Below are 22,726 nucleotides of genomic sequence, written 5' to 3'. Positions count from 1 at the left end.
GGTTTGGTGCCAGATCCCGCCACCTACCGTCCGGCTCCCGGGTCTATCCCGGTCGAGCCGGGGGTGTACCGATTCCGGGATCCGCACGGGCGCGTCATCTACGTCGGCAAGGCCAAGAGCCTGCGCAGCCGGCTGACGTCGTATTTCCAGGACATCTCCGCCCTGCACCCGCGCACCCGGCAGATGGTGACCACCGCCGCCAAGGTCGAGTGGACGGTGGTGAACACCGAGGTCGAGGCGCTGCAGCTGGAATACAACTGGATCAAGGAGTTCGATCCGCGCTTCAACGTCCGCTACCGCGACGACAAGTCCTACCCGGTGCTGGCCGTCACCCTCAACGAAGAGTTCCCGCGGTTGATGGTGTACCGGGGGCCCCGGCGCAAGGGGGTGCGCTATTTCGGACCGTATTCGCATGCCTGGGCCATCCGCGAGACGCTGGACCTGCTCACCCGGGTCTTCCCGGCGCGGACCTGCTCGGGCGGAGTCTTCAAGCGACACAGCCAGATCGACCGGCCCTGCCTGCTCGGCTACATCGACAAATGTTCGGCGCCCTGCGTCGGCCGGGTGAGTGCCCAGCAGCACCGTCAGATCGTGCTCGATTTCTGCGACTTCCTGTCCGGCAAGACCGACCGCTACGCGCGCGAGCTGGAGCAGCAGATGCACGCCGCGTCCGAACAGCTGGATTTCGAACGGGCCGCGCGGCTGCGCGACGACCTCGGTGCGCTCAAGCGTGCGATGGAGAAGCAGGCCGTGGTACTCGGCGACGGCACCGACGCCGACGTGATGGCATTCGCCGACGACGACCTCGAGGCCGCGGTGCAGGTCTTCCACGTGCGCGGCGGGCGGGTCCGCGGCCAGCGCGGCTGGGTCGTGGAGAAATCCGCGGAAGCCGGGGATTCCGGCGCCGAGCAGCTGGTCGAGCAGTTCGTCACGCAGTTCTACGGCGATCAGGCCGAACTGGGTCTGGAAACCAGCCAAGCGGCCGACGAATCCGTCAACCCGGTGCCCCGCGAAGTGCTGGTGCCCTGCCTGCCGGCCAACCACGACGAGCTGGTCGCCTGGCTGTCCGGTCTGCGTGGTGCGAAGGTCGCACTGCGGGTGCCCCGGCGTGGTGACAAACGCGCGCTCGCCGACACCGTGGAACGCAACGCCAAAGATGCTCTACAGCAACACAAGCTGAAACGCGCCGGCGACTTCAACGCCAGATCCGCTGCGCTGCAGAACATTCAGGAGTCACTCGGGTTGGCGGACGCCCCGCTGCGCATCGAGTGCGTCGACATCAGCCACGTGCAGGGCACCGACGTCGTCGGCTCGCTGGTGGTCTTCGAGGACGGTCTGCCGCGCAAATCGGACTACCGGCACTTCGGGATTCGCGAGGCCGCGGGCGAGGGGCGGTCGGATGACGTCGCCTCCATCGCCGAGGTGACCCGGCGCCGGTTCCTGCGTCATCTCAGCGACCAGAGCGATCCGAATCTGCTTTCCCCGGAAGGTAAATCGCGCCGATTCGCCTACCCGCCCAACCTCTACGTCGTGGACGGCGGCGCGCCCCAGGTCAACGCGGCCAGTGCCGTGCTCGAGGAGCTCGGCATCACCGACGTCGCGGTGATCGGTCTGGCCAAACGGCTGGAAGAGATCTGGGTGCCGGCCGAACCGGACCCGATCATCATGCCGCGCAACAGCGAGGGACTGTATCTGCTGCAGCGGGTGCGCGACGAAGCGCACCGGTTCGCCATCGCCTACCATCGCAGCAAAAGATCCAAACGGATGACGGCGTCGGCGCTGGATTCCGTGCCCGGACTGGGTGAGCACCGACGCAAGGCGCTGGTCACCCACTTCGGATCGATAGCCCGCCTCAAGGAGGCCACCGTCGAGCAGATCACGGCCGTCCCCGGCATCGGAGTAGCCACGGCCACCGCCGTGCTGGACGCGCTGCGGCCCGAGTCGACGGGAGTCACCGAATGACCGGCAACGAGGTCCCCGCCGGCATCGACGTCGTGCTGGTGACCGGGCTCTCGGGCGCGGGACGGGGCACCGCCGCCAAGGTGCTCGAGGATCTCGGCTGGTATGTGGCCGACAACCTGCCGCCGCAGCTGATCACCCGCATGGTGGATTTCGGGTTGGCCGCCGGCTCGCGGATCACCCAGCTCGCGGTGGTGATGGACGTGCGGTCCCGCGGCTTCACCGGTGACCTGGACGAGGTGCGCAACGAGTTGGCCACCCGCGACATCACCCCGCGTGTGGTGTTCATGGAGGCTTCCGACGACATGCTGGTGCGCCGCTATGAGAACAATCGCCGCAGCCACCCGCTGCAGGGCGAGCAGACCCTGGCCGAAGGTATTGCCGCCGAACGCCGGATGCTGGCTTCGGTTCGGGCCACGGCGGACCTGATCATCGACACCTCGACGTTGTCGGTGCGCGGGCTGCGGGAGACCATCGAGCGCGCGTTCGGCAGCACCGCCGCCGCAACCACCAGCGTCACCGTGGAATCGTTCGGCTTCAAATACGGCCTGCCGATGGACGCCGACATGGTGATGGACGTTCGTTTCCTGCCGAACCCGCACTGGGTCGACGAGCTGCGTCCGCTCACCGGCCAGCACAGCGCGGTGCGCGACTACGTCCTGAGTCAGCCCGGCGCGGTGGATTTTCTGCAGACCTACCACCGGTTGCTGGCCCTGGTGGTCGACGGGTACCGGCGGGAAGGCAAGCGCTACATGACCGTCGCGGTCGGCTGCACCGGCGGTAAGCACCGCAGCGTCGCGATCGCAGAGACGTTGATGGAACTGCTGGGGTCGGATCCGCTGCTCACGGTGCGGGCGTTGCACCGGGATCTGGGCCGCGAATGAATTCCTCGGTGAGCCAGAGCATCGTCGCGATGGGCGGCGGGCACGGCCTGCATGCGACGCTGTCGGCCGCGCGCCGGCTGACGCCGTACGTCACCGCCATCGTGACCGTCGCCGACGACGGCGGCTCGTCGGGCCGGCTGCGCGGGGAACTCGACGTGGTGCCCCCCGGTGACCTGCGAATGGCGTTGGCGGCCTTGGCATCTGACAGTCCGCACGGGCGGCTCTGGGCGACCGTCATGCAGCACCGGTTCGGTGGCACGGGAGCGCTGGCCGGGCATCCGATCGGCAACCTGTTGCTGGCGGGCCTGTCTGAGGTGCTGGCCGATCCGGTCGCGGCACTCGACGAGGTAGGGCACATCCTGGGTGTCAAGGGGCGGGTGCTGCCGATGTGCCCGATCGCCCTGCAGATCGAGGCCGACGTGTCCGGGCTGGAGTCCGATCCGCGCATGTTCCGGTTGATCCGGGGGCAGGTCGCCGTCGCCACCACGCCGGGCACGGTGCGCCGGGTACGGTTGCTGCCCGCCGACCCGCCGGCCACCCGGCAGGCCGTCGACGCGATCATGGCCGCCGACCAGGTGGTGCTGGGGCCGGGCTCGTGGTTCACCAGTGTGATCCCGCATGTGCTGGTGCCCGGTCTGCGCACTGCGTTGCGGGCCACCACCGCGCGCAAGGCGCTGGTGCTCAATCTGGTGGCCGAGCCGGGGGAGACGGCCGGCTTCTCGGTGGAACGCCACCTTCATGTGTTGGTCCAGCACGCGCCGGACTTCACGGTGGACGACATCATCATCGACACCGACCGGGTGCCGAGCGATCGCGAACGCGACCAACTGCGCCGCACCGCAACGCTGCTGCAGGCGGAGGTCCACTTCGCCGACGTGGCCCGACCTGGTACACCTTTACATGACCCGGGCAAGCTGGCGGCGGTCCTGGACGGGGTGCGGCAACGTGGCAGTGCTCGTCCTGGGGGCTTAGGGGAGCCCGCGGTGACGGCTACCGAAGAGATACCGATCGACGGTGGCCGTCGGGAACGAACCAAGGGGTGACGACGCGTGGCGATGACGACCGAAGTCAAGGACGAACTGAGCCGTCTGGTGGTCAAGTCGGTCAGTGCGCGCCGCGCGGAGGTCACCTCGCTGCTCAGGTTTGCCGGCGGGTTGCAGATCGTGTCCGGGCGGGTGGTCGTCGAAGCCGAGGTGGATCTGAGCAGCATCGCGCGCCGGCTGCGCAAGGACATCTTCGACCTGTACGGCTACAACGCGGTGGTGCACGTGTTGTCGGCCAGTGGAATTCGCAAGAACACCCGCTATGTGCTGCGGGTCGCCAGTGACGGCGAGGCGCTGGCCCGCCAGACCGGCCTGCTCGACATGCGCGGGCGTCCGGTGCGCGGCCTGCCGGCGCAGGTCGTCGGCGGCAGCGTCGGCGACGCCGAAGCCGCTTGGCGGGGAGCTTTTTTGGCGCACGGCTCGCTGACCGAGCCGGGCCGGTCCTCGGCGCTGGAGGTCAGCTGCCCGGGCCCGGAGGCGGCGCTCGCGCTCGTCGGTGCGGCGCGCCGACTCGGGGTCAGCGCCAAGGCGCGCGAGGTGCGTGGCGCCGACCGGGTGGTGGTGCGCGACGGCGAGGCGATCGGCGCGCTGCTGACCCGGATGGGCGCCCAGGACAGCCGGCAGGTCTGGGAGGAGCGCAGGATGCGCCGCGAGGTCCGGGCCACGGCCAACCGGCTGGCCAACTTCGACGACGCGAACCTGCGCCGGTCGGCGCGCGCGGCGGTGGCTGCGGCGGCGCGGGTGGAACGGGCCCTGGAGATTCTCGCCGACACCGTGCCCGAACATCTGGCCACGGCGGGCCGGCTGCGGGTCGAGCACCGCCAGGCCTCGCTGGAGGAGTTGGGTCGGCTCGCCGACCCGCCGATGACCAAAGATGCTGTGGCAGGCCGTATTCGGCGGTTGCTGTCGATGGCCGATCGTAAGGCGAAGGTGGACGGCATTCCCGACACCGAGTCGGCGGTGACCCCCGATCTGCTGGAGGACGCGTAACACCGGGCTGTGAGATTCTCCGGGTTGCTGGCTTCGCTGGGTGGACGGACGCTACGGTCGGGGAATGCAACGGCTCTCTAGTGTTGATGCGGCGTTCTGGTCCGCGGAAACCGCAGGCTGGCACATGCACGTCGGTGCGCTGGCAATCTGCGACCCCACCGACGCGCCCGACTACAGCTTCCAGCGGCTGCGCGAACTGCTGATCGAGCGGTTGCCGGAGATTCCGCAGCTGCGCTGGAAGGTGACCGGCGCTCCGCTGGGCCTGGACCGCCCGTGGTTCGTCGAGGACGACGAACTCGATATCGATTTCCACGTGCGACGCATCGGCGTTCCCGCCCCCGGCGGGCGCAAAGAGGTCGACGAACTCGTCGGCCGGCTGATGTCCTACAAGCTGGACCGCTCGCGTCCGCTGTGGGAACTGTGGGTCATCGAGGGCGTCAAGGGTGGCCGCATCGCGACCCTGACCAAGATGCATCACGCCATCGTTGACGGGGTTTCCGGCGCCGGGCTCGGCGAGATCCTGCTGGACGTCACCCCCGAGCCGCGCCCCCCGCAGAAGGAAACAGTCGGTTTCGTCGGCTTCCAGATCCCCGGGCTGGAGCGGCGCGCGATCGGTGCGCTGATCAACGTGGCCGTCAAGACACCGTTTCGCATCACCAGACTGCTGGAACAGACGGTCCGCCAACAGATCGCGGCGCTCGGTGTCGCCGGCAAGCCGCCCCGCTATTTCGAGGCACCCAAGACCCGGTTCAATGCCCCCGTGTCGCCGCACCGGCGCATCACCGGCGCGCGCGTGGAGTTGAAGCGGGCCAAGGCCGTCAAGGATGCGTTCGGGGTCAAGCTCAACGATGTGGTGCTCGCGCTGGTCGCGGGGGCGGCGCGCGAGTACCTGCTCAAGCGCGACGAGTTGCCGTACAAGCCGCTGATCGCCCAGATCCCGGTGTCCACCCGCACCGACGAGTCCAAATCCAACATCGGCAACCAGATCAGTTCGATGACGGCGTCGCTGGCCACCGACATCGACGACCCGGGCGAGCGGCTGCTGGCGATCCACGAAAGTACCCGCAACGCAAAGGAAATGGCCAAAGCTCTGTCCGCGCACCAGATCATGGGGCTCACCGAGACCACGCCGCCCGGGCTGCTGCAGTTGGCCGCCCGCGCCTACACGGTCAGCGGGTTGTCGCGCAACTTCGCGCCGATCAACATGGTCGTCTCCAACGTCCCCGGCCCGTCGGTCCCGCTGTACATGGCCGGCGCCAAGTTGGAGTCGCTGGTTCCGCTCGGCCCACCGGTGATGGACGTGGCGCTCAACATCACCTGCTTCTCCTACGACCAGTGCCTCGACTTCGGTTTCGTGACCACACCGGAGGTCGCCAACGACATCGACGACATGGCCCGAGCCATCGAGCCGGCGCTCAAGGAGTTGGAGCGCGCCGCCGAAGCGCTGTAGTGCGCTATGTGCTCGGCGGGTTCGTCACGTAGACCCAGGACAGGAACCGGGCCACCGCGTCGGCCGACTTGTGTGCCCGCGGCGAGCCGAAGATGTCGAAAGCGTGCTGCGCGTTCGGTAATTCGGCGTAGGCGACCGGCGACTTCGACACCGCGCGCAGTTCGTCGACGAACTCGCGGGCCTCTTCCACCGGGATCAGCGAATCATCCTCGCCGTGCAGCACGAAGAACGGTGGCGCGTCGGGTCCCACGTAGCTGACCGGGGAGGCGTCGACGTAGATATCGCGGTGCGTGCTGAACTTCTTCTTGACCACCATTCGGGCCAGGATCTCGACGAATTCCGCGCGCCCCGGCGCCTCGGTGGAGAACCAGTCGTAGCGACCGTAGAACGGCACGGCGGCCACCACCGAGGTGTCGGCGTCTTCGAAACCCGGCTGGAACTTGGGGTCGTTGGGTGTCAGCGCAGCCAGCGCCGAGAGGTGACCGCCGGCCGAACCACCGCTGATCGCAACGAAATTCGGGTCCCCACCGTAGGCTGCGATGTTCTCCTTCACCCAGGCCAGCGCGCGTTTGACGTCGACGATGTGGTCCGGCCAGGTGTGCACCGGGGATACGCGGTAACCCATCGACACACACACCCAGCCGCGCGAAACCAGATGCGCCATCAGCGGATACGCCTGCGGACGGCGCATCCCGATCATCCAGGCGCCGCCCGGCACCTGCAGCAGCACCGGCGCTTTGCCGTCCCGGTCCAGATCGCGCCGACGCCAGATGTCGGCCCGGTTGGCGCGACCGTGCGGACCGTAGGACACGATGTTCTCTTTGTCGACGAAACGCCGGCGTGCCATCGTGGTGCGCAGCGGCGGGTTGCGCCGACCGGATTGCGTGGGCTGGGTGGGCAATTCCTGCAATTCTTCGGTGTAGTCGGGGCCGAGTTGATCGGTCAGCGCCGACTCCAGCACCGGGCCGGGGGTGACCAGGCCGCGGTAGCCGATTACCCCGAGCATCGCCCACGCCGCGCCGGTCAGCGCCAGCGCCACCTTGCCCTTGGGGCCGGCGAAGTCACCGCGCCGCCCGCGGCGCACCGCGTCCAGCACGGACACCCCCGCATACAGCGCCGGCACCTCGGAGGTGGGCCAGCCGAACCAGAACACCGTCGGGGCTGCCCACGAGTTGCGGGTGATCGGCCGTAATCCGTTGGCGGCGTTGACGAATTCCACCGCGGCACGGGTCAGCGGCCGCGGCCGGCGCAGCTGCCTGAGCAGTGGGCGCAGGTTCATGAGTCGCTCACCCGGGCCTTGAGTTCGTTGCGCAGGATCTTGCCGGTGCTGCCGCGCGGCAATTCATCGAGGACCGTGATCGCACGAGGCACCTTGTAATTGGCCAGGTTGTCCCGGACATGCTGTTTGAGGGTCTCGTCGGTGGCACGGGCGCCGGGTGTCAGGACCACGAAAGCCGCCAATCGCTGGCCGTACTGTTCGTCGTCCACGCCGATCACCGACGCTTCGGCGACTTCGGGATGGGATGCCAGCGTCTTCTCCACTTCGATCGGATAGATGTTCTCCCCGCCGGAGACGATCATCTCGTCGTCGCGGCCCACCACGAACAGCCGGCCGTTCTCGTCGAGGTAGCCGACGTCACCCGACGACATGTAGCCGGCGTGGAAATCCTTCTGCTTCGACCCCTCGGTGTAACCGTCGAACTGAGTGTCGTTGTGCACGTAGATGGTCCCGGTCTCACCGGTGGGCAATTCGTGAAAGTCCTTGTCCAGGATGCGGATCGAGGTACCACCCGCCGGCTTGCCCGCGGTGTCGGGGGCCGCGCGCAGGTCCTCGGGCGTCGCGGTGGCGATCATGCCGGCCTCAGTGGCGTTGTAGTTGTTGTAGATCACGTCGCCGAACTGGTCCATGAACGAGATCACGACGTCGGGACGCATCCGTGAACCCGAGGCCGCGGCGAACCGCAGCGATTTCCCGCTGTAGCGGTTGCGCACCTCGTCGGGCAGGTCCATGATCCGGTCGAACATCACCGGTACCACCGCCAGGCCGGTCGCCTGGTAGCGGTCGATCAGGTCCAGCGTCGCTTCCGGGTCGAATTTGCGCCGGGTGACGATGGTGCAGGCCATCGATGCGGCGAAAATCAGCTGCGAGAAACCCCAGGCGTGGAACATGGGCGCGACGATCACGATCGTTTCCTCGGCCCGCCACGGGGTGCGGTCCAGGATCGCCTTGAGCGTACCTATTCCGGCGTTGCCGCCAGACTGCTTGGCGCCCTTGGGTGTTCCGGTGGTACCGGAGGTGAGCAGGATGATGTTGCCCTTGGCCGCACCGCGCTGCGGCCGCTGGCCGGCGTGCGCGGTGATCAGTTCCTCGACCTTGTGCCGGCCCGGCTCAGCGGAGTCGGTCCAGGCCAGGATTCGGGTGGCATCGGGCCGGTCGGCCAGCGCGCGCTCGACGGTGTCGGTGAACTCCTCGTCGTAGATCACCGTGTCGACGTTCTCGCGGTTCACCACCTCGGCCAGGGCCGGACCGGCGAATGATGTGTTGAGCAACAGGATATCGGCACCGATCCGGTTGGCGCCCACCACCGCTTCGATGAAGCCGCGATGGTTGCGGCACATCACGCCGACCACTTTCGGCGCGCCGGAAGGCAACTGCTGCAGGGCAGCACCCAGGGCGTTGATCCGCTCGTCGAGCTCACGCCAGGTCAGCGTGCCCAGCTCGTCGATCAGGGCGGGACGGTCCGGGCAGCGCTGCGGTGCTCCGGCGAAACCTGTTGTCATGCCCATGCCTTCGCGGCGCATGGCCGCGATCATTTTCACGTAGCGGTCCGGGCGCAGCGGCGCGATCAAGCCGGCACGCCGCATGGTGCGGATGACTCCGAGAATGTCTTCGACGCGAGATGCCATGGCTCAGCCCAGGATCGGGAAGCGGCGCTTGGCGGCGAGTTCGTTCAGGCCGGCCTGCATCACCGAGCGGACGTGTTTGTCGACGGCATCGACGTCGGGGTCGGCACCGAATTCCGCGACGATGTCGATCGGTGCGAGCACCTGGGTGACGATCTTGGAAGGCAGCGGCAGATTCGGCGGAATCGGACTGGTCAGCCCGAACGGGAACCCGATGGACAGCGGCAGGATGTCGCTGCGCAGCAACCGTTTCAGGCCCAGCCGCTGTGCCAGCCAGGTGCCGCGGGTCAGGTAGAGCTGGGTTTCCTGGCCACCGATGGAGACCATGGGCACGATGGGTACGCCGGCTTCGATCGCGGTGCTGACGTAGCCTTTTCGGCCGTTGAAGTCGATGACGTTCTCCGCGGCCGTCGGCCGGTAGGCGTCGTAGTCGCCGCCGGGGAACACCACCACCACGCCGCCGGAGCGCAGGGCTTTGGCGGCGTTCTCCCGGTTGGCCCGGATGTAGCCGGTCTTTCGGAAGAAGTCCGCGGTCGGCCCCATGAACAAGATGTCGTGGCTCAGGGTCAGCACCGGCCGGTCATAGCCGAACTTGTCGTAGAAGTCGACGCTGAAGATCGGCACGTCCATGGGGAACTGACCACCCGAGTGGTTGGCGACCACCAGCGCGCCGCCCGGCGGGAACCCGTCCAGTCCGTGCACCTCGCTACGGAAGTACGTCTTCAACATCGGGCGCAGCACCGAGATCATCCGCTGGGTCATGCCGGGGTCGAATTTGCCGATGTCGTCTTCGCTCACTGAGGCTCCTTTGCCGACGAGTTCCTTGATCGTAGCGAGCAGCCTCGACCGTCGATCCGAACCCTCGACGCACTGCGGCGGGTGCCTACATATGCTGCAACGCGACAGAGCTCACCCGAAGGGACTCCCGATGGCCATCCTCGACAGCTTCCGACTCGACGACCGCGTCGCGATCGTCACCGGCGCGTCCAGTGGCCTGGGCGTCGGGTTCGCCGCCGCCCTGGCACAAGCGGGAGCCGACGTGGTGCTCGGCGCGCGGCGCGAGGAACGCATGGCCCGCACCCGGGAACTGGTGGAGGCGGCGGGCCGCCGGGCCGTCGCCGTGCGCACCGACGTGACCGACCCCGGCGATTGCCAGCACCTGGTCCGGGCGGCGGTGGAAAGTTTCGGGCGGGTCGACATCCTGGTCAACAACGCCGGCGTCGGAACCGCCGTCCCGGCGCTGCGCGAGACACCCGAGCAGTTCCGGTCGGTCATCGACCTGAACCTGAACGGTTGCTACTGGATGGCGCAGGCGTGTGCGCAGGTCATGCAACCCGGCAGTTCGATCGTGAACATCAGCAGCGTGTTGGGGCTCACCACCGGGGGCCTGCCGCAGGCCGCCTATGCGGCGTCGAAGGCCGGCGTCATCGGTCTGACGCGCGATCTCGCCCAGCAGTGGACCGGGCGCAGGGGCATTCGGGTCAACGCGCTGGCACCGGGGTTCTTCGAGTCGGAGATGACCGACGAATTGCCGGCCGGCTATCTGGAGAGCACCGTGGTCCCGCGTACCCTGGCCGGCCGCATCGGCCGGGTCGAAGAGCTCAGTGCTGCACTGATTTTCCTCGCCAGCGACGCCAGTAGCTATATCACCGGTGTCACGCTGCCGGTCGAAGGCGGCATGCTCGCCACCTGAGGGTGTTGCGGGACGGCTTCGCTCTGCGGAAGGATCCCAGAGGTGGCCCAGCCCGAAGCCGAGGCCCGCGGTCAGCTTGCGGTGATCGCCCGGCAGATGAGTGCCATTCGCGATGAATTCATCACCGAGGTGTTCGCGGCGATGAAGAAGGACATTCAGGGCCTCAACTACGACAGCCGGATGCTGTCGTTGTGGCGGAGCAGCCTCACCGAGCACGTGGTGGCGGGCATTCACTATCTGGAGCGGGATCCACCGGAACCGTTCCTGGAGGCCCCGGCCGCGGGATTGGCCTACGCACGGGCGGCGGCTCAGCGAGACATCCCGTTGTCGGCGCTGGTTCGGGCCCATCGGATCGGACATGCGCGATTCCTGCAGCAGGCAATGCCGTTCGTGTCGCTGTTGTCCGCCGCACAGCGGGTGCCGGCGATGATCGAGCTGGTGAGCCGCTGTTCGCGCTTTGTCGACGTGATCGGCGACCAGCTGATCATGGCCTACGAACAGGAACACGACCGCTGGGTCAGCCGGCGCAGCGGCCTGCAACAACAGTGGGTCACCGACCTGCTCGCCGGGGCGCCGATCGACGTCCAACGTGCCGAAACGGTGCTGGGCTATCAGCTGGACGGGCCGCACGTCGCCGCGGTGTTGTGGGCGGACGACACCACCTCCGCGCGTGACGTCGCGGCGCTGTTCGAGAAGACAGCGGCGCTGCTGGCGGGGGAGCTGCGGGCGGTGGGGCGGTCGCTGATGGTCCCGACCGACGAGCGCGAAGCGCGGCTGTGGTTTTCGCCGTCGGCCGGCCGGGACGCGACGGTCGTGGATCCGCAGCGGGTGCGCGCGGCCTGCACCTCGGCCGGATTGGACGCACGATTGGCGTTCGGCCGGGTCGAACAGGGGCTGGACGGCTTTCGTGCCTCGTTGAAACAGGCCGAACGCGCCAAGGCGGTAGCCCTTGCCGGTGGCGACCACCCCCGCCACCGGGTGGTGTTCTATGCCGATGTCGCGCCGGTTGCGCTGATGGCCGGCGACCCCGAGGAGCTGCGGCGGTTCGTCGCCGACACGCTGGGCGACCTCGATGTGCACGACGAGCGCAATCGCTGGCTGCGGGAGACGCTGCGGCAGTTCCTGGCCCGCAACCGCAGTTATGTCGCCACTGCCGAAGCAATGATGCTGCACCGCAACACTATTCAATATCGGGTGGTGCAGGCGATGGAACGTTGCGGGCAGAACTTCGACGATCCCGACGCGGTGTTCAAGGTACAGCTGGCGCTGGAGGTCCGCCGGTGGATGGGTCCGGTCGTGCCGCGCGCGGTCACGCCTACGGCCTGACGGTGTTCGTGCGCAGCGCACAAAGCCGGCGGTGAGCTTCGGCGCCGCGGCACATGGTATCGGCAAATTAGGAACGTTATCGTTCACCTATGGACGTCACCGCACTGCCCGGCATGCCGCTGTCACGGGCGGTCCCCGATCGCGGTGTCCGCCCCCGCCAACACCGGATGGGCAACGAGAAGCGTTATCCGAGAAGTAAATTCATGCAACCGAAACCGCCGACCGGTGCCGGTGTTCCCCGCTACGCCGCCGAAGCCGTGGCCGGGGACCGCCGCCAGGCCGAATACTTCATGGCGCTGCTCAAGCTGAACCTGCAGCGCGTCGACCACCGGACCAAAAGTGCCGGGCCGCGATCGCCTTTTCGCAGGCCGCCGGTGACATCGAGAACGTGATCGGCTTCCGCGACCTGCTGCGACTCGAGCAGCAGGAACGTCAGGCTGTCGAGGTGATGATCGCGAACCTGCGCCGTCGTTTCGCGCCGCCGGGGACCGAAAAGTCCTTCTGATCGGCCCGCGGGTGGCGCTCCGCTGCCAGGGCCCGGCCCGATACATTTGGTCTCGCTGGAGTCAGCAGCGGGAACGGGGGCCGTCATGGGGTTCATGTCACCAGACCTACCGGATGTCGATCGCGACACCTGGTCGAGTTTGCCGCGGGCCACGCGCCTGCAGGTCGTGACCCGGCACTGGGCGGAGAACGGCTTCGGCACACCGTACGCGGTGTACCTGATCTATCTGCTGAAAATCGCGCTCTACCTCGCCGCTCCCGCCGCAATCATCTCGTTGACCCCCGGCCTGGGTTCCCTCGGCGACATTTCGACCTGGTGGACGCAGCCGATCGTCTATCAGAAGCTGATCGTCTTCACGCTGCTGTTCGAAGTGCTCGGTTTGGGGTGCGGGTCGGGTCCGCTGACCGGTCGCTTCACCCCGCCGATCGGCGGGGTCCTGTACTGGTTGCGCCCCAAGACAATTCGGCTGCCGCCCTGGGGGGACAAGGTCCCCTTCACCCGGGGTGATTCTCGCAGCATCGTCGACGTCGCGCTCTACGCGGTGGTGTTGCTCAGCTGCGGGTGGGCGCTGTTGGCGCCCGGGGGCGGTCCGGTCACCTCCGCCGGCGACGTCGGCCTGCTCGATCCACTGCTGGTGGTCCCGATCATCGTGGCTCTGGCGCTGCTGGGCTTGCGTGACAAGACGGTGTTCCTGGCGGCCCGCGGCGAACACTATTGGCTCAAACTCTTCGTGTTCTTCTTCCCGTTCGCCGATCAGGTCGCGGCCTACAAGCTCATCATGTTGCTGCTGTGGTGGGGCGCGGCCACCTCCAAGCTCAATCATCACTTCCCCTATGTGGTTTCGGTGATGACGAGCAACAACGCGTTGCTGCGCAGCGCGTTGTTCACCCCGCTCAAACGCAAGATGTACCGCGACCACCTCGACGATCTGCGGCCCACCCTGATACCGAAGCTGATGGCCCACGTCGGGGGCACCACCGCGGAGTTCGTGGTGCCCACCATTCTGGTGTTCGTCGCCGGCGATCAGCCGTGGCGGTGGTTCCTGATCGGATTCATGGTCATCTTCCACCTCAACATCCTGTCCAACCTCCCGATGGGAGTTCCGTTGGAGTGGAACGTCTTTTTCATCTTTTCGCTGTTCTATCTGTTCGGGCACTACGGTTCGATCCGCGCGATCGACCTGCGGTCGCCGCTGCTGTTGGCCCTGGTGTTGGCGGCGGCCGCGGTCGCCGTCGCGGGAAACCTCTTCCCGGCGAAGATTTCGTTCCTGCCCGGCATGCGCTACTACGCGGGAAACTGGGCCACCAGCGTGTGGTGCTTCCGTTCCGGCGCCGAGGACAAGATCGAAACCGATGTGGTGAAAAGCTCTGCGCTGGTGATCAATCAGCTGGCCAAGCTGTACGACCCGGCTACCGCGGAGATCATGGCCGACAAGACCGCCGCGTTTCGTGCGATGCACACCCACGGCCGCGCGCTGAACGGATTGCTGCCCCGCGCCATCGAAGACGAAGCCGACTACAAGATCCGCGAGGGTGAGATCGTGGCCGGACCGCTGGTCGGGTGGAACTTCGGCGAAGGGCACCTGCACAACGAGCAACTGCTCGAGGCGGTGCAGCGCAGGTGCAACTTCGCCGAGGGTGATGTTCGGGTCATTGTCCTCGAAGGCCAGCCGATCCAGCATCAGAAGCAGTGGTACCGCATCTTCGACGCCAAAACCGGCCTCATCGAAGCCGGTTATGTCGACGTCGCGGAAATGCTGACCCGTCAGCCCTGGCCGGAGCCGGGCGACCACTTCCCGGTCCACGTGACCACCGCAGCCGGCGCATGACGACCGCGGTCGTCGTCGGCGCCGGGCCCAACGGATTGGCCGCCGCCATCCACCTCGCCCGCCAGGGCCTCGATGTGCACGTGCTGGAGGCCGACGACACCATCGGCGGGGGAGTCCGCTCGGGTGAGTTGACGGTGCCCGGCGTCATTCACGACCACTGCTCGGCGTTTCACCCGCTCGGCGTCGGATCACCGTTCTGGAAGGAGATCGGACTCGACAGCTACGGCCTGTCGTGGAAATGGCCGGAGATCGATTGCGCGCATCCCCTCGACGACGGCACCGCCGGCTTGTTGTATCAGTCGATCAGCAAGACCGCCAAAGGACTTGGGGCCGATCGCCGACGATGGCAGGCGGCGGTCGGCGGGCTGGCGAAGGGGTTCGACGACCTGGCCGAGGATCTGCTGCGACCGGTGCTGGCCCTTCCGCACCATCCGCTGCGGCTGGCGCTGTTCGGTCCGCGCGCGGTGCTGCCGGCCGCCGCGGTAGCGAGCTGGTTCCGCACCGACCAGGCCCGCGCCCTGTACGGCGGCGCGGCCGCCCATGCCTATACCCGGTTGGATCGGCCGCTGACCGCGTCGCTGGGGTTGATGATCCTGGCCAGTGGCCACCGATACGGGTGGCCGGTCGCCGAAGGCGGGTCCGGGTCGATCACCCGTGCGCTGGGTGCGGCGCTGCAGGCGCACGGTGGGCGCATCACCACCGGCGTCACCGTCACCAGCCGCCGCGACATCCCGACTGCCGACCTCGTCATGCTCAACCTGAGCCCCGCCCAGGTGCTCGAGCTCTACGGCGATGCGATGCCGACGCGGATCAGGCGGTCCTATCGGCGGTTCCGCGCGGGTTCGTCTGCGTTCAAGGTCGACTTCGCGATCGAGGGTGACATCCCCTGGACCAATCCCGACTGTGGGCGGGCGGGCACCGTGCACCTGGGTGGCAGTTTTGCGGAGATCGCTGACACCGAATTGCAACGGGCGCAAGGGAAGATGGCGCAGCGGCCGTTTGTGCTACTCGGGCAGCAGTACCTGGCCGACCCGTCCCGTTCAGCCGGCAACATCAACCCGATCTACGCCTACGCCCATGTCCCGTTCGGCTATACCGGCGACGCGACCGCCGCCATCGTCGACCAGATCGAACGGTTCGCACCCGGTTTCCGCGATCGCATCATCTCGACCGTTTCCACCAGCACCAGCGAGCTGCAGGCCCGCAACCCCAGCCTGATCGGCGGTGACATCATCGGTGGCGCGAACGACCGGTTGCAGATCCTGTTCCGGCCGCGGATCGCGGTGGATCCCTATGCGATCGGCGTGCCGGGTGTCTACCTGTGCTCGCAGTCCGCCCCGCCCGGCGCCGGGATACACGGGCTGTGTGGGTATCACGCCGCCGAAGCCGGGTTGCGCTGGCTGCGGCGCGGTTAGTTCGGCGGCCGGGTTGATGCTGCTATTGGTGTCAAGCGGCTTTGAGCCAGTTTCTGTATTGGTCGGCGAGGGTGTCGTCGCGTTGTAGACCCCGTTCGATGCGGGAGATGACGGTGGGCCAGACGCCGAAGTGGTTGGCCGCCGCAGTGACGGTGATGTTCTCGGGGCGCCGATACCAGCATCGCCTTGAGCTGATTGATCACCGCGGTGCGATGTTTGACCGCCGAGCGGCGGGCGATGTGCAGAGCTCGCAACCCACTGGTCGCATCGTCCTTCGGGATGGCGAGCCCGTCGCCGGCCAGCGCAGTGCGGGCGGCGCTGTAGGCATCTAGTGGACCAGACTTGCCTCTGAGCCGCCCGGGTGGACTTGACCGCGCGGGTGACCTCCACGACGTCAATACCGGCCGCACCCGGATCACTGGCCCGACCCCCCACCACACCACCACCGGATGTCCCACCCTGCCAAGGACCCCTCGGCGAACGCGCCGACTGGTGGTGGTACACACCCTTCCAACCTAAAGACGTGCCAGCTGGACGACTTTTCAGCAAGTCACGGAATAAGGTGTTGAGCGTTGTGAATAACGCCTGCCGGCAATGCATTATTTGGCAGGCGCACGGCAATATTCTGCGCGCTATTCAGCGCATGGAACATTGATATTCAGGTCACCCGAAATAGCGGATCACTGAAACGGTCCAGCCGTCTGGTTCACCCGGTCGGACCGGGTGCAAATGGCTGACCCGGTACTGGCCCACCGGTGGGAGCCGGACGCGACGGGTCGCCTTTCCCGGTCCGGGACATGTCGGTGATCGGCGCGGCCGGCAGCCCGGCACCTTCTGGCCCGAGCGCGATCAGCGGAGTACCCGCTGCGATGACCGGTGCTCCGACCGGAACCGGTGCGCCGATCGGGACGGGTGCGCCGATCGGGACGGGTGCGCCGATGGGCACGGGTGCGCCGATGGGCACGGGTGCGCCGATGGGCACGGGTGCGCCGATGGGCACGGGGGCTCCGATGGGTACGGGGGCTCCCACCGGGATGGGCGCCGCGACCGGGATCGGTGCGCCGATCGGCACCGGCCCAGGTACCACCACCGGGACACCGGCCATGTCAGTGACTGCCGCGCTGGCCGGGCCGCACATCGCTGGTGCTGCGGGTCCCCCGGCGGTCCCCGGCCCGCCCGGTGTCGACCCGCCCCCAGCACCCGCGCCGCCCGCGCCGCCGCCGCCGTACGCACAGCACGCAGGTGCGGCGCCGGCAGGTGCTGGTGCACCCTCGGGGCCGCCGGCAGCGCCTCCCGCACCGGTGGGGGCTGGCGCACCCGCGCCGCCCGCTCCGCCGTATGCACAGCATGCCGATAGGGCAGCCGCCCCCGCGGGTGCTCCCGCACCGTCGGCCATCCCCGACATGCCCTGAATGCACGCGTGGCCGCCACCGGTGATCAGCGGGACGGCAGCCGCGGCCGGACTCAGCGATACCGCGGCACCCAGCAACCCGGCACCGGCGACAAATGCCTTGAAGTTGAATCGATCAAAGATCGTCATCAACGTCAACTCCTTTAATCACGCTCATAAGTTTCTGTGGACGCAAGCAGGCCGCACGGCCAACCCGAGTCCTTCTTGTACACCGGCGCAATTGTTGGGTGCTGTTGTGTGGCGCATGACGCGCCGCACCGCGTCGTTTCCAAATGGTGACGTTCGCTAGGACTTACCTACTGAATGGAGACTGGTCCGTTATTTATCGGTAGGGATTCGCCCGGTCCGCCCCGGTGAGCGGCATCACAACAACGCGCCGCCGGCGGCCGGCACTCTTACCAGCCACAGCGATGCCGTCCGCACTGCTCTAGGCTGACGACGAGCGCTTATCAGCGGACACGAACCAAGACGAGGAGAGACACGTGACGGTCCGAGTAGGCATCAATGGGTTCGGTCGCATCGGACGCAACTTCTACCGCGCCCTGTTGACCCAGCGCGACCTTGGCAAGGCCGACATCGAGGTGGTGGCTGTCAACGATCTCACCGACAACGCCACGCTGGCTCACCTGCTGAAGTTCGACTCGATCCTGGGCCGCCTGCCCGCCGACGTCAGCCTCGACGGCGACGACACCATCGTCGTCGGCAAGGACGAGATCAAAGCCCTCGCGATCAAGGAAGGCCCGTCCGCGCTGCCCTGGGGAGACCTGGGTGTCGACGTCGTGGTCGAGTCCACCGGCATCTTCACCAACGCCGCCAAAGCCAAGGGCCACCTCGACGCCGGGGCCAAGAAGGTGATCATCTCCGCGCCGGCCACCGACGAGGACATCACCATCGTGTTGGGCGTCAACGACGACAAATACGACGGCAGCCAGAACATCATCTCCAACGCCTCCTGCACCACCAACTGCCTCGGGCCGCTGGCCAAGGTGCTCAACGACGAGTTCGGCATCGTCAAGGGCCTGATGACCACCATCCACGCCTACACCCAGGACCAGAACCTGCAAGACGGCCCGCACAAGGACCTGCGCCGGGCGCGGGCTGCCGCGCTCAACATCGTGCCCACGTCCACCGGCGCCGCCAAAGCCATCGGCCTGGTGCTCCCCGAACTCAAGGGCAAGCTCGACGGGTATGCCCTGCGGGTTCCGATCCCGACCGGATCGGTCACCGACCTCACCGCAGAGCTGAAGAAGTCGGCCACCGCCGACGAGATCAACGCTGCGTTCAAGGCCGCCGCCGACGGGCCGCTCAAAGGCATCCTGAAGTACTACGACGTGCCGATCGTGTCGTCCGACATCGTCACCGACCCGCACAGCTCGATCTATGACTCGGGCCTGGCGAAGGTCATCGACAATCAGGCCAAGGTGGTGTCCTGGTACGACAACGAATGGGGCTACTCCAACCGCCTCGTCGACCTGGTCGAACTCGTCGGCAAGTCGCTCTAACCATGAGCGTCCCGACACTCGAAGACCTTCTCGCCGAAGGTGTTTCGGGCCGCGGTGTGCTGGTCCGCTCCGACCTGAACGTCCCGCTCGACGATGACGGCACCATCACCGATCCCGGCCGGATCACCGCGTCGGTGCCGACGTTGAAGGCGCTACTCGACGCCGGCGCCAAAGTGGTGGTCACCGCTCATCTGGGGCGCCCGAAGGACGGACCCGACCCGAAGTACTCGCTGGCGCCGGTCGCCGAAGCGTTGGGCGAGCAACTGGGCCGGCACGTGCAGTTGGCCGGGGATGTCGTCGGCAGTGACGCACTGGCCCGGGCCGAGGGTCTCACCGACGGTGACATCCTGCTGCTGGAGAACATCCGTTTCGACAAGCGCGAGACCAGCAAGGACGATGACGAACGCCGCGCGCTGGCCAAGCAGCTCGCCGAACTGGTCTCGCCGGGAGGCGCTTTCGTCTCGGACGGCTTCGGAGTGGTGCACCGCAAGCAAGCCTCGGTGTACGACGTCGCCACGCTGCTGCCGCACTACGCGGGCAAACTGGTCGCCGACGAGATCGAGGTGCTCGAACAGTTGACCAGTTCCACAGAGCGGCCCTACGCGGTGGTGCTGGGCGGATCGAAGGTCTCGGACAAGCTCGGTGTCATCGAGTCGCTGGCGACCAAAGCCGACAGCATCGTCATCGGTGGCGGCATGTGCTTCACATTCCTTGCCGCACAAGGATATTCGGTGGGTAAGTCGCTGCTCGAAGAAGAGATGGTGGACACCTGCAAGAACCTGTTGGAGACCTACCACGACGTCCTGCGCCTGCCCGTCGACATCGTGGCGACCGAGAAGTTCGATGCCGACTCGCCGCCGCAGACCGTGGCGGCCGACGAGATTCCCGACGACCTGATCGGCCTGGACATCGGACCCGGTTCGGTGAAGAGGTTCACCACGCTGCTCTCCAATGCCAAGACCGTGTTCTGGAACGGTCCGATGGGCGTATTCGAGTTTCCCGCCTATGCCGAGGGCACCCGCGGGGTCGCCGAGGCCATCGTCACCGCGACCAAGAAAGGCGGTTTCAGCGTGGTCGGCGGGGGTGACTCCGCAGCGGCGGTGCGGGCGTTGAAGATTCCGGAGGACGCCTTCTCGCACATCTCCACCGGCGGCGGCGCGTCGCTGGAATACCTGGAAGGCAAGTCGCTTCCGGGCATCGAAGTGCTGACAAGTGAGCAACCAGGAGCAGACTCGTGAGCCGCAAGCCGCTGATCGCCGGCAACTGGAAGATGAACCTCAACCACTTCGAGGCGATCGCGCTGGTTCAGAAGATCGCATTCGCGTTGCCGGACAAGTACTTCGACAAGGTCGACGTAACCGTCATCCCACCGTTCACCGACCTGCGCAGCGTGCAGACCCTGGTCGACGGCGACAAGTTGCGGCTCACCTACGGTGCCCAGGACCTGTCGCAACACGACTCCGGCGCCTACACCGGGGAGATCAGCGGAGCCTTTCTGGCCAAGCTGGGTTGCAGCTTTGTCGTCGTCGGACACTCCGAGCGGCGCACCTACCACGACGAGGACGACGCACTGGTGGCCGCCAAGGCCGCTGCCGCGCTGAAGCACGAGCTCACCCCGATCGTCTGCATCGGCGAGCACCTCGAGGTTCGTGAGGCCGGAAATCACGTGTCGCACAACGTCGAACAGCTGCGCGGCTCGCTGGCCGGGTTGTCTGCCGAACAGATCGAAAAGGTCGTCATCGCCTACGAACCGGTGTGGGCGATCGGCACCGGGCGGGTCGCCAGTTCCGCCGATGCGCAAGAGGTGTGCGCGGCGATTCGCGTGGAGCTCGGCGAGCTGGCGTCTAAACAGATCGCCGAATCGGTGCGGGTGCTCTACGGCGGGTCGGTGAACGCCAAGAACGTCGGCGACCTGGTCGCGCAGCAGGACATCGACGGGGGACTGGTCGGCGGCGCGTCGCTGGACGGGGAACAGTTCGCCACGCTCGCAGCGATCGCCGCCGGGGGGCCATTGCCGTAGCTCGCCGGGGGTCCGCTGCCGTAGATCGGCACGTGCGGTGTGCCCGAAAAGTCGCGCCTGCGTGGGCAAGTCGCTATGAGGCGGGCACCGGGATCGCTATCCTTGGACGGTGACGGCTGGGGCTATTGTGGCCAAGCCGACGTATTTTCCGGCCCGGACGATCGCGTACGATCGCCACAATTGCCGCTCCATCGAGTCGAACACATGCGCCGCAATCGATTTGGCAAGCTGCAACTGCTCGGCGGACAACGGCGCCGGCGCGCTGATGTGGACACGATCGGCGGCCGGGGCGATCGGCGGGTCGTGCCGACCGGCCAGATAGTCCAGCCGGCCCCCGGTTTCGGCCTCCGCGGCCAGGGCGAGCGGCTTCGTCTGGGCGAAGAATTCTTCGCCGGTGGATTCCAGGGCCACCAACATCCACCACCGCAGCACCGGATCATCGTGCCGCAGTGCGATTTTGGCGAACTCGATCATGTTCTCCCGATGCAGATCCATGTCGGCATCGAAGAAGAGCCACTCCAGCGCCCGGCTACCGCTATGGTCCAGCACGTCGTCGAGGCCGAGCGCATCCCAGTCGGACAGGAATAACCCGCTGTGTTCGGAGAGCCGCGAGGCCCATGTGTTGACCGCTTCCTGTTCGGGGGTCGCCGGTTCGGGAAATGTCACGGCGTACTTGGTCAGGTCGCGGTAACCGAGGATGTCCATCACCCACATCGGGATGAACTGACGAAGTTTGTCCGCAGCGCTTCGATCGTCGCTGCGCAGCCATTCGTAGAAGGGGTGCGCGCGCAACCTGTCCTTGCGCTCCTCGAGATAGCGCAGCATCTCGCTGTCGTGATCGTCGTTCGGGTCGACCACCAGGGCGGGGGCCGTCCAATCGTCGCGCGCCACACTCTGCAGTGGCGGACGGCGCGGGACGGTGCCGGACTCCAGATAGGTGTTGGCGTAGTGCAGAAATCCGTCGAAGATGCGATCGAAAATGCCGAACATCCGCTGGCAGGCCTCGGCTGCGCGCTCGCGACGCGCCGGGTCGAGCTCGACGGTCTCGAATACGCCTTCGGTGTTGCCGACGTGACCGGATTCCAGGTCAAGGTGGTAGGGGCCGAAATAGCTGTATTCGAGCCCGGTCTGGCTGGATAGCCTGGCCGCGACGCGGGCGGTATTGCTGAGCATGACGTGGCCGGTGGCTTCACCGGCCTCCGAGTGACCGAACCGGATGAACGCGTCGTCACCGTCGTCGACAACAAGCCGGATGAAATCAATTCCGCTGCGGCGGAACGGTTCCTGGTCCGGGGACAGGAACAACCACCACAGGGTGTCACTGGTGCGCCAGCCCAGTCGGGCATCGAGATCGAGCTTGCGCCAGTCGTCCAGGAACATCTTGGAGTGCTTCTCGTCTTCGAGCGTGCCGAGATTGATCACCCATTCGTACTCGGTGTGTGGTTCGGGGAACCGCAATACCCAGCGGTTCATGTCGCGAAATTGCATGATGAACAGGGCGCCGGCCGGTCCGATGGCAAGCTGATCCTGCGCCGGCACTCTGTCGCTGGACAACCACGCGAAAAAGGGGTGCCGACGCACCGCCTCTTGTCGCGCATCCCGCAGTTGCATCACGTGTTTCATTGCAAGGCCATCCATTACTGATCGCGAAGGCGTTCTGGGTCCACGAGCCTTTCCGAAGTCGCGCTAATTATACGCTCGCCCAACACCCGTCAGCGTTCGCAACCCGATTCGGTCGACGGTCCCGGGGAATTACCTGCGCCCCGTGCGCCCTTTTTCGGTCCTTCCGTGCGAGA

General features: G+C 66.8%; 17 protein-coding genes and 4 pseudogenes. 15 read left to right on the top strand and 6 right to left on the bottom strand.

The features are described 5' to 3' along the window. The first annotated feature begins 6 nt into the window (after positions 1 to 6). The 5 genes and pseudogenes from uvrC (at position 7) to AC5Y6Y_RS04925 (ending at position 6,326) form a co-directional block, all read left to right on the top strand. Positions 7 to 1,962, top strand: a complete 1,956-nt coding sequence (gene uvrC, locus AC5Y6Y_RS04945) for an excinuclease ABC subunit UvrC (RefSeq protein ID WP_473139571.1) — start codon at positions 7 to 9, stop codon at positions 1,960 to 1,962. Then, positions 1,959 to 2,843 carry an RNase adapter RapZ gene (gene rapZ / locus AC5Y6Y_RS04940; protein WP_473139572.1) on the top strand — a complete coding sequence of 295 codons (885 nt, stop codon included), beginning with the start codon at positions 1,959 to 1,961 and terminating at the stop codon, positions 2,841 to 2,843. Before uvrC ends, rapZ begins: the two co-directional genes overlap by 4 nt. Before the next feature lie 8 nt (positions 2,844 to 2,851). Then, positions 2,852 to 3,902: pseudogene (gene yvcK / locus AC5Y6Y_RS04935) on the top strand (uridine diphosphate-N-acetylglucosamine-binding protein YvcK). Then, on the top strand, positions 3,899 to 4,876 hold the full coding sequence (whiA, locus tag AC5Y6Y_RS04930; RefSeq protein ID WP_463825044.1) for a DNA-binding protein WhiA: 978 nt from the start codon (positions 3,899 to 3,901) through the stop codon (positions 4,874 to 4,876). The pseudogene yvcK and the gene whiA overlap by 4 nt, the downstream one beginning before the upstream one ends. Before the next feature lie 64 nt (positions 4,877 to 4,940). Further along, the gene (locus AC5Y6Y_RS04925) at positions 4,941 to 6,326 is read left to right on the top strand and encodes a WS/DGAT/MGAT family O-acyltransferase (RefSeq protein ID WP_463825045.1); all 1,386 of its coding nucleotides are present in this window, start codon (positions 4,941 to 4,943) and stop codon (positions 6,324 to 6,326) included. A gap of 4 nt (positions 6,327 to 6,330) precedes the next feature. Here AC5Y6Y_RS04925 and AC5Y6Y_RS04920 read toward each other — a convergent pair whose 3' ends face one another. Genes AC5Y6Y_RS04920 through AC5Y6Y_RS04910 form a run of 3 tightly spaced genes read right to left on the bottom strand, consistent with a single transcriptional unit; the run spans position 6,331 to position 9,992 of the window. Continuing rightward, positions 6,331 to 7,605 carry an alpha/beta hydrolase fold domain-containing protein gene (locus AC5Y6Y_RS04920; protein WP_473139573.1) on the bottom strand — a complete coding sequence of 425 codons (1,275 nt, stop codon included), beginning with the start codon at positions 7,603 to 7,605 and terminating at the stop codon, positions 6,331 to 6,333. Then, a complete protein-coding gene (gene fadD12, locus AC5Y6Y_RS04915; RefSeq protein ID WP_473139574.1) occupies positions 7,602 to 9,233 on the bottom strand; it encodes an acyl-CoA ligase FadD12 in 1,632 nt (543 codons plus the stop codon). The genes AC5Y6Y_RS04920 and fadD12 overlap by 4 nt, the downstream gene beginning before the upstream one ends. 3 nt (positions 9,234 to 9,236) lie before the next feature. Further along, positions 9,237 to 9,992, bottom strand: a complete 756-nt coding sequence (locus tag AC5Y6Y_RS04910; protein ID WP_473139668.1) for a 1-acyl-sn-glycerol-3-phosphate acyltransferase — start codon at positions 9,990 to 9,992, stop codon at positions 9,237 to 9,239. Between the two features lie 166 nt (positions 9,993 to 10,158). Between AC5Y6Y_RS04910 and AC5Y6Y_RS04905 the strand changes: the two genes are divergently transcribed. The 7 genes and pseudogenes from AC5Y6Y_RS04905 to AC5Y6Y_RS04875 all read left to right on the top strand — a co-directional run. Next, on the top strand, positions 10,159 to 10,923 hold the full coding sequence (locus AC5Y6Y_RS04905) for an SDR family NAD(P)-dependent oxidoreductase (protein WP_463825048.1): 765 nt from the start codon (positions 10,159 to 10,161) through the stop codon (positions 10,921 to 10,923). A gap of 96 nt (positions 10,924 to 11,019) precedes the next feature. Further along, positions 11,020 to 12,249 (top strand): PucR family transcriptional regulator, encoded by a 1,230-nt coding sequence (locus AC5Y6Y_RS04900; protein ID WP_463825445.1) that lies wholly within the window; start codon positions 11,020 to 11,022, stop codon positions 12,247 to 12,249. An 89-nt stretch (positions 12,250 to 12,338) separates the two neighbouring features. After that, positions 12,339 to 12,641 (top strand): hypothetical protein, encoded by a 303-nt coding sequence (locus AC5Y6Y_RS04895; RefSeq protein ID WP_499929458.1) that lies wholly within the window; start codon positions 12,339 to 12,341, stop codon positions 12,639 to 12,641. A 198-nt stretch (positions 12,642 to 12,839) separates the two neighbouring features. Further along, complete coding sequence (locus AC5Y6Y_RS04890) at positions 12,840 to 14,582, top strand: DUF3556 domain-containing protein (RefSeq protein WP_473139576.1); 1,743 nt, start codon at positions 12,840 to 12,842, stop codon at positions 14,580 to 14,582. Further along, a complete protein-coding gene (locus AC5Y6Y_RS04885) occupies positions 14,579 to 15,997 on the top strand; it encodes a phytoene desaturase family protein (RefSeq protein WP_473139577.1) in 1,419 nt (472 codons plus the stop codon). The genes AC5Y6Y_RS04890 and AC5Y6Y_RS04885 overlap by 4 nt, the downstream gene beginning before the upstream one ends. Before the next feature lie 107 nt (positions 15,998 to 16,104). Beyond that, positions 16,105 to 16,329: a hypothetical protein gene (locus AC5Y6Y_RS04880; RefSeq protein WP_499923889.1), complete on the top strand. Its 225-nt coding sequence runs from the start codon at positions 16,105 to 16,107 to the stop codon at positions 16,327 to 16,329. Positions 16,330 to 16,403: 74 nt separating this feature from the next. Further along, positions 16,404 to 16,526: pseudogene (locus tag AC5Y6Y_RS04875) on the top strand (hypothetical protein); the annotation flags it as partial. Between the two features lie 177 nt (positions 16,527 to 16,703). On the opposite strand, the pseudogene AC5Y6Y_RS04870 reads toward AC5Y6Y_RS04875, so the two are convergent. Together AC5Y6Y_RS04870 and AC5Y6Y_RS04865 are read right to left on the bottom strand one after the other, a co-directional pair. Next, positions 16,704 to 17,120, bottom strand: a pseudogene (locus tag AC5Y6Y_RS04870) (beta-xylosidase); the annotation flags it as partial. A 273-nt stretch (positions 17,121 to 17,393) separates the two neighbouring features. Beyond that, positions 17,394 to 17,537: pseudogene (locus AC5Y6Y_RS04865) on the bottom strand (hypothetical protein); the annotation flags it as partial. Between the two features lie 353 nt (positions 17,538 to 17,890). Here AC5Y6Y_RS04865 and gap point away from each other — a divergent pair. Genes gap through tpiA form a run of 3 tightly spaced genes read left to right on the top strand, consistent with a single transcriptional unit; the run spans position 17,891 to position 20,930 of the window. Continuing rightward, complete coding sequence (gene gap / locus AC5Y6Y_RS04860) at positions 17,891 to 18,910, top strand: type I glyceraldehyde-3-phosphate dehydrogenase (RefSeq protein WP_473139579.1); 1,020 nt, start codon at positions 17,891 to 17,893, stop codon at positions 18,908 to 18,910. Positions 18,911 to 18,912: 2 nt separating this feature from the next. Continuing rightward, on the top strand, positions 18,913 to 20,148 hold the full coding sequence (locus AC5Y6Y_RS04855; RefSeq protein WP_473139580.1) for a phosphoglycerate kinase: 1,236 nt from the start codon (positions 18,913 to 18,915) through the stop codon (positions 20,146 to 20,148). Beyond that, positions 20,145 to 20,930 (top strand): triose-phosphate isomerase, encoded by a 786-nt coding sequence (gene tpiA / locus AC5Y6Y_RS04850; protein ID WP_463825056.1) that lies wholly within the window; start codon positions 20,145 to 20,147, stop codon positions 20,928 to 20,930. Before AC5Y6Y_RS04855 ends, tpiA begins: the two co-directional genes overlap by 4 nt. A 96-nt stretch (positions 20,931 to 21,026) precedes the next feature. Here tpiA and AC5Y6Y_RS04845 read toward each other — a convergent pair whose 3' ends face one another. Beyond that, on the bottom strand, positions 21,027 to 22,553 hold the full coding sequence (locus AC5Y6Y_RS04845) for a hypothetical protein (protein ID WP_473139581.1): 1,527 nt from the start codon (positions 22,551 to 22,553) through the stop codon (positions 21,027 to 21,029). Positions 22,554 to 22,726 lie beyond the last annotated feature (173 nt).

The sequence above is a fragment of the Mycobacterium sp. NGS24 genome (genome assembly GCF_059813065.1).
Note: the sequence above shows the minus strand (reverse complement) of the source record. Positions and strands in the feature narration are given on the sequence as shown.

Excerpts from the sequence above, each read along its gene's own strand:
- AC5Y6Y_RS04845 (WP_473139581.1), bottom strand. The coding sequence starts at position 22,553 with ATGAAACACGTGATGCAACTGCGGGATGCGCGACAAGAGGCGGTGCGT.
- AC5Y6Y_RS04925 (WP_463825045.1), top strand. The coding sequence starts at position 4,941 with ATGCAACGGCTCTCTAGTGTTGATGCGGCGTTCTGGTCCGCGGAAACC.
- AC5Y6Y_RS04920 (WP_473139573.1), bottom strand. The coding sequence starts at position 7,605 with ATGAACCTGCGCCCACTGCTCAGGCAGCTGCGCCGGCCGCGGCCGCTG.
- AC5Y6Y_RS04895 (WP_499929458.1), top strand. The coding sequence starts at position 12,339 with ATGGACGTCACCGCACTGCCCGGCATGCCGCTGTCACGGGCGGTCCCC.
- fadD12 (WP_473139574.1), bottom strand. The coding sequence starts at position 9,233 with ATGGCATCTCGCGTCGAAGACATTCTCGGAGTCATCCGCACCATGCGG.
- AC5Y6Y_RS04910 (WP_473139668.1), bottom strand. The coding sequence starts at position 9,992 with ATGACCCAGCGGATGATCTCGGTGCTGCGCCCGATGTTGAAGACGTAC.
- AC5Y6Y_RS04900 (WP_463825445.1), top strand. The coding sequence starts at position 11,020 with ATGAGTGCCATTCGCGATGAATTCATCACCGAGGTGTTCGCGGCGATG.
- AC5Y6Y_RS04905 (WP_463825048.1), top strand. The coding sequence starts at position 10,159 with ATGGCCATCCTCGACAGCTTCCGACTCGACGACCGCGTCGCGATCGTC.
- AC5Y6Y_RS04880 (WP_499923889.1), top strand. The coding sequence starts at position 16,105 with ATGACGGTGGGCCAGACGCCGAAGTGGTTGGCCGCCGCAGTGACGGTG.
- AC5Y6Y_RS04890 (WP_473139576.1), top strand. The coding sequence starts at position 12,840 with ATGGGGTTCATGTCACCAGACCTACCGGATGTCGATCGCGACACCTGG.
- rapZ (WP_473139572.1), top strand. The coding sequence starts at position 1,959 with ATGACCGGCAACGAGGTCCCCGCCGGCATCGACGTCGTGCTGGTGACC.
- AC5Y6Y_RS04855 (WP_473139580.1), top strand. The coding sequence starts at position 18,913 with ATGAGCGTCCCGACACTCGAAGACCTTCTCGCCGAAGGTGTTTCGGGC.
- whiA (WP_463825044.1), top strand. The coding sequence starts at position 3,899 with ATGACGACCGAAGTCAAGGACGAACTGAGCCGTCTGGTGGTCAAGTCG.
- AC5Y6Y_RS04885 (WP_473139577.1), top strand. The coding sequence starts at position 14,579 with ATGACGACCGCGGTCGTCGTCGGCGCCGGGCCCAACGGATTGGCCGCC.